Source organism: Pantoea sp. M_9 (assembly GCF_008631385.1).
GTDB classification, from domain to species: domain Bacteria; phylum Pseudomonadota; class Gammaproteobacteria; order Enterobacterales; family Enterobacteriaceae; genus Pantoea; species Pantoea eucrina.
Genome location: NZ_VWUF01000010.1, coordinates 105,169 through 115,214, shown reverse-complemented (window position 1 = coordinate 115,214; position 10,046 = coordinate 105,169). Strand labels below are relative to the sequence as shown.

Here is a 10,046-nt window from a genome sequence, read left to right as displayed (position 1 = left end):
TTCCGGGATGAGCCGACAGGACGTCGGCGAAAGGGCGCGGTGAGCAGGAGCGAATGGCGGCCGGTCCCGGGGAAGCGGGCGTGAGCGAGGGAACCGCGCAGCGGCGGACAGGGCTGGCGCAGGGCCGGGGAGTGCAGAGGGCGCGGCCTGGCGTCCTCTGCCCGGTCGCCGTGCCGGGGCGGAGGCTGCTGCCGCCGCTGACGGCGAACGGAACCGGCGCTTAACATTACCCGCAGCTGACGGCGAACGGAACCGGCGCTTAATCTGCGCCCCGCAGCTGACGGCGAACGAAACCGGCGCCAGCCCCCGTGGCGAACGGAACCGGCCCGGAACCAGCGCCTGCCCCCGCTTCCTAACTAAACCACTTACCGAACCAGCCGTGGAATTTCATCATAATAAAATCCCAGATACGTCCGACAAAGCCGCCTTCCGGTACGGCTTCCATCGCCACCAGCGGGCGCTGCTCGATGGTTTTTCCATCCAGCTGGAAATCGATAGTGCCGACAACCTGATTTTTGGCGATGGGGGCTTCCAGCTGCGGCGTATTCAGGGTAAAGCTCGCTTTCAGATTTTTCATCTGGCCTTTAGGTACGGTAATCGCCGCATCTTTCGCCACGCCGAGATCCACTTCTCCCTTATCACCAAACCAGACGCGCTGACGGGCAAACGGCTTATCTGCCTTGATAGGCGTTACCGTTTCATAAAAACGGAATCCCCAGGTCAGCAGCTTTTCACTTTCGCGAAAACGAATGGCGTCGGTTTGTGCGCCCAGCACTACCGAGATTAGACGCATATCGCCATCAACGGCAGACGCCACCAGATTGTTGCCTGCGCCTGAGGTATGCCCGGTTTTAATGCCGTCCACTTTCAGGTTGGAGCTCCAGAGCAGCCGGTTGCGGTTGCGCTGTTTGATATTGTTAAACGTAAACTCTTTCTCGCTGTTGAGCGCATACTCATCCGGCACATCGCTTATCAGCCGCTGGCCGATAATCGCCATATCGCGGGCGGTGCTGTACTGCCCTTCCGCGTCCAGACCATGCACCGTCATAAAATGCGTATTTTGCAGACCGAAGGCTTTAACGTAGTTGTTCATCAGCCCGATAAAGGCGTCCTGACTGCCGGCAACATAATCTGCCAGCGCAATACAGGCATCGTTGCCGGACTGAATAACAATGCCTTTATTTAATTCTGATACCGGAATACGGTCACCGGGCTTGAGGAACATCAGCGATGAGCCGCGCAGTTTTGGATTACCGGTTGCCCAGGCATCCTGACCAATTGTCACCATATCACCGTTATTGATCTTTCCTGATTTCAGCGCCTGCCCTACCACATAGCTGGTCATCATCTTGGTCAGACTGGCGGGATCGAGCCGCTGATCGGCATTCGATTCAGCCAGAACTTTGCCGCTGTTATAGTCCATCAGAACCCAGGCTTTGGCCTCGATTTGCGGAGCAGCCGGAGCGTCAACGGCCTGAGAAACAGCCGGGAAAATAAACAACAGCGAGGTGGCAGCCAGAGGCCGTAATAACGATGCGCAAAGGTGTAGTTTCATGGGCGTAACCAGATTGTCCTTGTAAAATCGGGGCTTTCGCGGGCGGGGAAGATCTCGTGTAAAACGCTAACGGTTCGCGCTGGCGAAAAAAACCGTTGAATCGTAAAGTTAATTAAGTTTTCTTATATTAATCCAGGTCAACATCCTGTCCGGTCCAGTGTATGCCGTCACCCGAAGTAAAAAACTGCGCACAATTCTGAATTTGTCCGGAAAAGCTAAGCCTGTCACAAAATTCCGCTACGCTGGAATCAGTCAGCCTGAGGAGAGCGTTATGGATCTTGCCGTGTTCGATCTCGATGAAACCCTGATATGTGATGACAGTACCAGCCTCTGGTTGCGCTGGCTGGTGTCACAGGGATTTGCGCCTGAAACAGTGATTGATGAGGATCGCAGGCTGATGCAGCGTTATTACGCTGGCGAGCTGCCCATTGAAGAGTATATGCACACCACACTGGCACCGCTGGCTGGCATGGCCACGCCGACCGTGGCTGGCTGGATAAGACGCTTTATCCACCGCGACATCCTGCCGCGTGTGTTTCCTGCCGCGCGGGAGCGCATTCAGTGGCATCAGCAGCGCGGTGATAAGATACTGATCATTACCGCCAGCGGCGACCACCTTGCCATTCCTATCGCTGAACGTCTGGGCGTGGACGGCGCGCTGGCCATCCATGCTGAAGTGGTTAATGCGCGCTACAGCGGTGCTATTCTCGGTACCGCAACCTATCGCGAAGGTAAAGTGGTTCGCCTGCGCGACTGGCAGGCCCGTCAGCAGGCGCTCAGTTTCACACATACCTGGGCCTATAGCGACTCGTTTAATGACCTGCCGCTGCTGGCCTGGGCTGACCACGCCTGGGCAGTCAATCCGGATGCGCGCCTGCAGCACGAGGCGGAGCAGCGCGGCTGGCAGATTTGCCGCTGGGCGCGCTGATTAGTTACCTGTTTCAGCCTGCTCCGGCTGCACGCCTACCCGGAGCAATTTACCGCTGGCTTCATCAGTCAGTACGTAGAGCCAGCCATCCGGTCCCTGACGCACATCCCGGATACGTTCATTACGATCGCTCAGCAGCCGCTCCTCCTCCGTGACCCGATCGCCCTCAACGCGCAGCCGGATCAGGCTTTTATCTTTCAGTGCACCGATAAACAGCGCGTTTTTCCACTGCGGAAAGCGCGTACTGGTGTAGAACGCCATGCCGCTGAGAGCCGGTGACACTTTCCACCAGAACAGCGGCTGGTCAGTTCCTGCTACCTGCGTGCCCTTCGCTTCCGGCACCGGCTGCCCGCTGTAATCGATGCCGTAAGTGGCAAGCGGCCAGCCATAGTTGTGACCTTTCTCCAGCCGGTTTACCTCATCGCCGCCGCGCGGCCCGTGCTCACTCTCCCACATCTGCCCCGTCCAGGGATTCAGCGCCAGCCCCTGAGGATTACGCACGCCATAGCTCCAGATCTCCGGACGAGCGCCCTGCGTGTGAACAAACGGATTATCCTGCGGTACGCCGCCCTCCTGCGTCAGGCGAACAATTTTTCCTGACAGCTTATCCAGCTGCTGGGCGCTACTGCTGACAAAATTGTCGCCGAAAGCCACATAGAGAAAGCCCTGCCGGTCAAAGGCCAGCCGCGTACCGATATTCGCACCACCGGAGAGTTTAGGCGTCTGCTCCAGCACCACGCGAAACCCGTTAAGCTTCTGCATATCCTCGCTCAGCTGACCGTAACCCACGACGCCGCCGGCACGCCCGCGGCTATCGGCCGTGGTGTAACTCAGCCATACGCGGCGGCTTTGCGCGAAATCAGGTGCCGGAACCACATCCAGTAATCCGCCCTGCCGCTCAGCCCAGACCTGCGGCACGCCCTGTATCGGCTTCGACAGGCCGCCTTCAGGCTGCCAGCTGCGCAGCTGACCGGTGCGCTCGGTGATAAGCAGCGTGCGATTATCCGGCAAAAAGGCCACCGACCAGGGATGAGAGAGGTTGTCCTGCAGCACCTCTACCGCTACATCCGCGGCCAGCGCCAGAGAAGAACAGCTTAGTGCGCCGGAAATCAGCGCTGCTCGCCAGATATGCATAGGTTGCTCCTGTATTCGCTCTGCCGTTAAGGGTAGACAGCGCGTACGCAGCAGCGGGGGAAATTTACAAAACATTAAGCCCGGCGCAGGCCGGGCTGGAGGGGATTACTCGAAGCAGGTTTCCGGGTTGTCAGACAGGCAGATAAACTCCGCGCCGCCTTTAGTCAGGGCGTTGATTTTCCCCGTTTCGATATCGTAAACCCAGCCGTGCAGACGCAGCTTGCCTTTACGCAAAGCAACCGAGACGGAAGGATGCGTTTTGATATTGTTCAGCTGCGCTATAACGTTCTCTTTCACCATCTCATTAAGGCGCACCTCAACAGAATCGTAGTTGCGCTCGTCAACCACAGATTTTGCTGCGTTAGCGTAGTGCAGCCAGTGATCGACCGCCGGCATGTTTTTCAGGTCGGCATTGGAGGCGATCGCGTTCATTGCGCCACAGTTAGAGTGTCCGCAAATGATAATTTCCGTTACGCCCAGCGCCAGTACCGCATACTCGATGGTGGCAGAGACGCCGCCTGGCTCCGGGCCAAATGGCGGCACAATGTTGCCGGCGTTACGGATCACAAACAGCTGTCCTGGCTCCTGCTGCGTGACCAGCTCCGGCACCAGACGGCTGTCTGAACAGGAGATAAACAGCGCTTTAGGATTCTGGTTGGAAGCCAGACTCTTGAAAAGATCCTTCCTTTCAGGGAATACGTTCTGTTGAAAATTCAGAAAACCTTTGACGATCTCTTGCATTTGTCTGCTCTCACTCTATGCACTGCTGCGCTGTCATCTCGTAGCCTGCCAGCGCATGCGTTTAAATTCTTCAGCGTTGAGAATAAGTTACCTTCAACAACCCGTCATTTAAGCAAAATCGCAGCAACCGCACAACCCGCTGCGGGCTGAAATACCCGGCGTCAGGCTGCGCCATGCACTCTAAGCATAGCCATGCATTCATATTCTGCAGGCAGGCAGATTATTGCTTAAGCTATACATTTTCCGCTGCAACCTCTGTACAATCGCGCTCCTGTCCATACTAATTATGATGAATTTTTATCCTTATGAGCCATGTCACTAATCCGCCACGCGTGGGCTTCGTCTCACTCGGTTGTCCTAAAAACCTCGTTGACTCAGAACGTATCCTGACGGAACTGCGTACTGAAGGCTATGACGTGGTGCCACGCTACGATGACGCGGAGATCGTTATCGTTAATACCTGCGGATTTATTGACAGCGCGGTTCAGGAATCTCTGGAAGCGATTGGTGAAGCGCTGAATGAAAACGGCAAAGTGATCGTCACCGGCTGTCTGGGCGCCAAAGTGGATCAGATCCGCGAAGTGCATCCGAAAGTGCTGGAGATCACCGGTCCGCACAGCTATGAGCAGGTGCTTGAGCACGTGCATACCTACGTACCTAAACCTGTTCATAACCCGTTTCTGAGCCTGGTGCCTGAGCAGGGCGTGAAACTGACGCCGCGCCACTACGCCTATCTGAAAATCTCGGAAGGCTGCAACCACCGCTGTACGTTCTGTATTATTCCATCCATGCGTGGCGATCTCGACAGCCGTCCGATTGGCAGCGTGCTGGATGAGGCGAAGCGTCTGGTTGAGTCAGGGGTGAAAGAGCTGCTGGTGATTTCGCAGGATACGTCTGCTTACGGCGTGGATGTAAAACATCGTACCGGTTTCTGGAACGGCGCGCCGGTAAAAACCAGCATGGTAAGCCTGTGTGAACAGCTGGCGAAACTCGGCGTCTGGGTACGTCTGCACTATGTTTATCCCTATCCGCACGTGGATGATGTCATTCCGCTCATGGCCGAAGGCAAAATTTTGCCCTATCTCGACATTCCGCTGCAGCACGCCAGCCCGCGCATTCTGAAGCTGATGAAGCGTCCGGGCGCCGTGGAGCGTACGCTGGAGCGCATCAAGCGCTGGCGCGAGATCTGTCCGGAGCTGACGCTGCGCTCTACGTTTATCGTGGGCTTCCCGGGTGAAACCGAAGAAGATTTCCAGATGCTGCTCGATTTTCTCAAAGAGGCGCGTCTCGATCGCGTAGGCTGCTTCCAGTACAGCCCGGTAGAAGGCGCCACCGCCAATCAGCTGCCGGATCAGGTTCCTGATGAGGTAAAACAGGCGCGTTTTGACCGCTTTATGCAGCTGCAGCAGCAGATCTCCAGCGAACGCCTGCAGGAGAAAGTGGGCCGCGAAATTCTGGTCATCATCGATGAAGTGGATGAAGAGGGTGCCGTCGGACGCAGCATGGCAGACGCACCGGAAATCGACGGTGCCGTCTATCTCAACGGCGACCGGCAGGTAAAAGCAGGTGATGTGGTGCGGGTGAAAGTAGAGCACGCGGACGAATACGATCTGTGGGGCAGCCGCGTCTAACCATATTTCTGCTGGTGCGCTTTTTTACGCTTCAGATAATCTTCGTCGGCGCGTAATTTATCCCAGCACGCTTTAAAGATGGCCGCCGCTGCGGCCTTCTCTTTTTCTACCGTTCGCGGCAGCTCTTTGCCATCCGCATCATATTTACGTCCACCCTGATGATTGCTGTAGCGCCGGGCGCGCGTATACCCCATCTGAATAAATTTGCGCGCCATATCCATACCGACAAAATCATCTTTTTCGCGATACTCTTCAAACAGCTGCATAATTTTTTCAGAAGACTCTTTCGCTACCTCTACGGTACGAAAACGCCACCAGGGCAAAATTTCACTTTTGTAAGGCTCTACCATCAGTACGCCCTGCTCGCCCCGCCCTACGCGATAAAGCTCGGGGTGCTGTCGTAAATCAAGATTTTTATAATCCTGCTGATAATCAAACGGTTCCATCTCTTTTCTCCTTTACGCCCTGAGCTGTCACCGGAACTGCTTTGCGCCGGCAGCATCCTTACCGGCGGAGCAACGTCCTGCGCAACGGCCCGGGAAAAATCTGTGAAAGCGTTATCGCTGCTCCTTCAATATTAGACACATTTAGTGGCCCGGGCCGGTTTGCTGCTCAGCTTTTCAGTTTCGGATCCAGCGCATCGCGCAGGCCGTCACCCAGCAGGTTAAACGCCAGAACGGTCAGGAAAATCGCCAGGCTGGGGAAAATGGCGACGTGAGGCGACATGACCATATCTGCCCGCGCTTCATTCAGCATCGCTCCCCACTCCGGCGTGGGCGGCTGTGCGCCGAGCCCCAGAAAAGAGAGGCTGGCGGCGGTAATAATTGAGGTGCCAATACGCATGGTGAAATAGACCATGATGGAGGAGATCGTGCCGGGCAGAATATGCCGGAAAATAATCGTGCGATCTGACGCGCCAATACTGCGCGCCGACTCGATATAGGTCTGCTGCTTGAGCACCAGCGTGTTACCGCGCACCAGCCGGGCGAACGCAGGTATGCTGAAAATCGCCACCGCCACAATAACGTTGCTCATCCCGCTGCCCATAATGGCGACGACCGCTATCGCCAGCAGAATACCGGGAAACGCAAACAGCACGTCGCAGATGCGCATAATCAGTCGATCCCACCAGCCCTCATAGTACCCCGCCAGCAGACCCAGCAGCGTACCGATAAGCGCACCGATGATCACAGAGAAGAACCCCGCCATCAGCGAAATACGGGTACCTGCCAGCACCCGGCTGAAAATATCACGCCCCAGCGAGTCCACGCCAAACAGGTGCAGCCACGACGGCCCTTCATTCAGACGATCGTAGTCAAAATAGTTTTCCGCATCGAAAGGGGCGATCCACGGCGCAACAAAGGCCAGCATAATCAGCAGCAGGACAAAGCTGCCTGCCAGCAGCGCCACATGCTGCTGGCGAAAACGGCGCCAGAACTCACGCCACGGGGTACGCACCCGGTTTTCCGTCAGGTGCGGCAGCTGTTTCACTGCCGCATCACGTCGCCAGTTTTTCAATTGCGACTCCTTATTTGTAGCGAATAGCCGGATTGATTGCCGCGTAAAGCATATCGACAATCAGATTGATCAGGATAAATTCCAGTGAAAACAGCAGCACTTCCGCCTGGATCACCGGGTAATCCCGCATCTCAACGGAGTCCACCAGCAGGCGACCGAGGCCAGGCCAGTTAAACACCACCTCCACCACAATGGATCCGCCCAGCAGAAAACCGAACTGCAGGCCCATCATCGTGACCACCGGGATCAGGGCGTTGCGCAGCCCATGTTTTACCACCACCAGCGATTCGCGCACGCCTTTGGCCCGGGCGGTGCGCATGTAATCTTCCTGCAAAACCTCAATAAATGAGGCGCGGGTAAAGCGCGCCATGATCGCGGCAACGGCCGCGCCCAGCGTGAGAGAGGGCAGAATATAGTGCTGCCAGCTATCCGCGCCCACGGTGGGCAGCCAGCCCAGCTCCACCGAAAAAATCTGCATCAGCAGCATCCCCAGCGCAAAGGCCGGGAACGAGATGCCGGAAACCGCCAGCGTCATGCCGATGCGATCGGGCCAGCGGTTGCGCCACACGGCAGAGATAATACCCAGCGCCATACCCAGCAGCACTGACCACGCCATACTGGTCAGCGTCAGCCACAGCGTCGGGTAGAAGCGCATCGCGATTTCGTCCGCTACCGGGCGTTTAGAGACCAGCGACTGGCCGAACTCCCCCTGCAGCGCGTTGAAAATAAAATGCCAGAACTGCTGGATCAGCGGCTGATCCAGTCCGAGCTCGCTGCGTACCAGCGCAACAACGGAAGCATCCGCTTCGGGACCGGCAATCAGACGTGCCGGATCGCCAGGCAGCAGATGCACGAACAGAAACACCAGTACGGCAACAATCAGCAGCGTGGGGATCAGTCCCAGCAAGCGTTTTAAAAAGTAGTTGAGCATGCAACATCCTGCGCAGCAGCGGCCAGCCGGAGCGGCTGGCCAGTCTGGTTACTTCAGATCCGCTTCGTCGAAATTAAACGAGGTATCCGGCATGACGTAGAACCCGGTCAGGTTTTTGTTGCTGGCCGAGAGCAGCTGTTCGACAACCAGCGGGATCCACGGATGGTCATTCCAGATGCGATCCTGTGCATCTTTGTAGAGCTGCGCTTTGCGTTCACGATCGGTGGTCTTTAATGCATCAGCCAGATCTTTATCCACCTGCGGATTACTGTAAAACGCGGTATTGAAGATCGCTGGCGGCCAGGAGGTCGTGGCGAACAGCGGCGTCAGCGCCCAGTCGGCCTCACCAGTCGAGGCGGACCAGCCGGTATAGAACATGCGTACGCCACTCTCTTTTTGCCCTTTGCTTTCCACTTCCGCAGCGCGCTGTCCGGCATCCATAGCGGTGACTTTCACCTTCACGCCCACCTGCGCCAGCTGCTGCTGGGTAAACTGCAGCACTTTCTGCGCCGTGCTGTGGTTATGCGAAGACCAGAGCGTGGTCTCAAAGCCGTTGCCGTAGCCCGCTTCTTTCAGCAGCGCCCGCGCTTTAGCCGGATCGTATTTGATAGCCGGATAACGCTGAGCGAAATCGATAGAGGGCGGCACGATACCGGTAGCGGGCGTGGCATAACCGGCAAACGCCACTTTTGCCAGCGCCTCGCGGTTAATGGCATATTCCAGCGCTTCACGCACTTTCGGGTTATCAAACGGCTTTTGCGTCACGTTCAGGCTGATATAACGCTGCATGATTGAAGGCGTGGTAATGACGTTCAGCTTATCGTTGCTTTCAAGGCGTTTGGCCTGCTCAAAAGGCACCGGAAAAGCAAACGTCGCCTCGCCGGTCTGCAGCATGGCCGCGCGGGTGTTGTTATCCACGACTGGCCGCCAGGTAATGGTATCGAGTTTCGGATAGCCCGGCTTCCAGTATCCCGCCCACTTTTTCACTTTGACAAAATCGGTCTGATTCCAGGTTTCAAACTCATAAGGTCCGGTGCCGACCGGATGGAAGCCAATCTCTTTGCCATATTTTTTCAGCGCGGTGGGTGAAATCATCGCCGCCGCCGGATGCGCCAGATTGTTGATAAACGCTGAAAATGGCTGCTTCAGCGTGATTTTTACCGTGAGCGGATCGACCACTTCCGTGGTCGCAATATATTTGAACAGGTTATAGCGTTTAAGATGGTTGTCGGGGTTACTGGCGCGATCGAGGTTAACCTTCACCGCCTCAGCGTTGAAATCGGTACCATCCTGAAATTTGATGCCGGAACGCAGTTTGATGGTGTAAGTGAGCCCGTCAGCGCTGGCCTGAGAGCTTTCGGCCAGCACGTTTACCAGCTTCATCTCTTTATCAAAGCTGAACAGCCCCTGATAGAAGGATTTGGCAACCGCCTGCGACAATGTGTCGTTGGCGTCATAAGGATCCAGCGTGGTAAAGGTTGAGCTCACGGCAATGACTGCATCTTTTGCCGCCCAGGCGGGCAGCGACAGCGCAGCGCTCAGCACGCCAGCGGTGATAATCCCGTTACGCATAATCTGGTGCATGATGGTGCTTCTCCTGTAGTCCCT

At 56.4% G+C, this 10,046-nt stretch carries 9 protein-coding genes; 2 read left to right on the top strand and 7 right to left on the bottom strand.

The genetic code is table 11. The annotated features are described in order from the left end of the window. Window positions 1-352 precede the first annotated feature (352 nt). The gene (locus tag F3I15_RS14265; RefSeq protein WP_150018357.1) at window positions 353-1,555 is read right to left on the bottom strand and encodes a serine hydrolase; all 1,203 of its coding nucleotides are present in this window, start codon (window positions 1,553-1,555) and stop codon (window positions 353-355) included. Between the two features lie 271 nt (window positions 1,556-1,826). Between F3I15_RS14265 and F3I15_RS14260 the strand changes: the two genes are divergently transcribed. Then, window positions 1,827-2,483 (top strand): HAD family phosphatase, encoded by a 657-nt coding sequence (locus tag F3I15_RS14260; protein WP_150018356.1) that lies wholly within the window; start codon window positions 1,827-1,829, stop codon window positions 2,481-2,483. Here F3I15_RS14260 and F3I15_RS14255 read toward each other — a convergent pair whose 3' ends face one another. Both F3I15_RS14255 and F3I15_RS14250 read right to left on the bottom strand, forming a co-directional pair. After that, entirely contained in the window at window positions 2,484-3,617 is a 1,134-nt protein-coding gene (locus F3I15_RS14255; RefSeq protein ID WP_150018355.1) for a PQQ-dependent sugar dehydrogenase, read from the bottom strand. A 105-nt stretch (window positions 3,618-3,722) separates the two neighbouring features. Then, window positions 3,723-4,358, bottom strand: a complete 636-nt coding sequence (locus tag F3I15_RS14250) for a carbonic anhydrase (protein ID WP_150018354.1) — start codon at window positions 4,356-4,358, stop codon at window positions 3,723-3,725. Window positions 4,359-4,663: 305 nt separating this feature from the next. Between F3I15_RS14250 and rimO the strand changes: the two genes are divergently transcribed. Beyond that, window positions 4,664-5,989 (top strand): 30S ribosomal protein S12 methylthiotransferase RimO, encoded by a 1,326-nt coding sequence (gene rimO / locus F3I15_RS14245; protein WP_150018353.1) that lies wholly within the window; start codon window positions 4,664-4,666, stop codon window positions 5,987-5,989. Here rimO and F3I15_RS14240 read toward each other — a convergent pair. From F3I15_RS14240 to gsiB, 4 genes are all read right to left on the bottom strand, one after another. Then, a complete protein-coding gene (locus F3I15_RS14240; RefSeq protein ID WP_150018352.1) occupies window positions 5,986-6,435 on the bottom strand; it encodes a DUF4385 domain-containing protein in 450 nt (149 codons plus the stop codon). The two genes, rimO and F3I15_RS14240, sit on opposite strands and share 4 nt — an antisense overlap. Window positions 6,436-6,601: 166 nt before the next feature. After that, the gene (gsiD, locus tag F3I15_RS14235) at window positions 6,602-7,507 is read right to left on the bottom strand and encodes a glutathione ABC transporter permease GsiD (RefSeq protein ID WP_150018351.1); all 906 of its coding nucleotides are present in this window, start codon (window positions 7,505-7,507) and stop codon (window positions 6,602-6,604) included. 10 nt (window positions 7,508-7,517) lie between these two features. Continuing rightward, the gene (gsiC, locus tag F3I15_RS14230) at window positions 7,518-8,438 is read right to left on the bottom strand and encodes a glutathione ABC transporter permease GsiC (RefSeq protein WP_150018350.1); all 921 of its coding nucleotides are present in this window, start codon (window positions 8,436-8,438) and stop codon (window positions 7,518-7,520) included. Between the two features lie 48 nt (window positions 8,439-8,486). Beyond that, window positions 8,487-10,022 (bottom strand): glutathione ABC transporter substrate-binding protein GsiB, encoded by a 1,536-nt coding sequence (gsiB, locus tag F3I15_RS14225; RefSeq protein WP_150018349.1) that lies wholly within the window; start codon window positions 10,020-10,022, stop codon window positions 8,487-8,489. Between the last annotated feature and the right edge of the window lie 24 nt (window positions 10,023-10,046).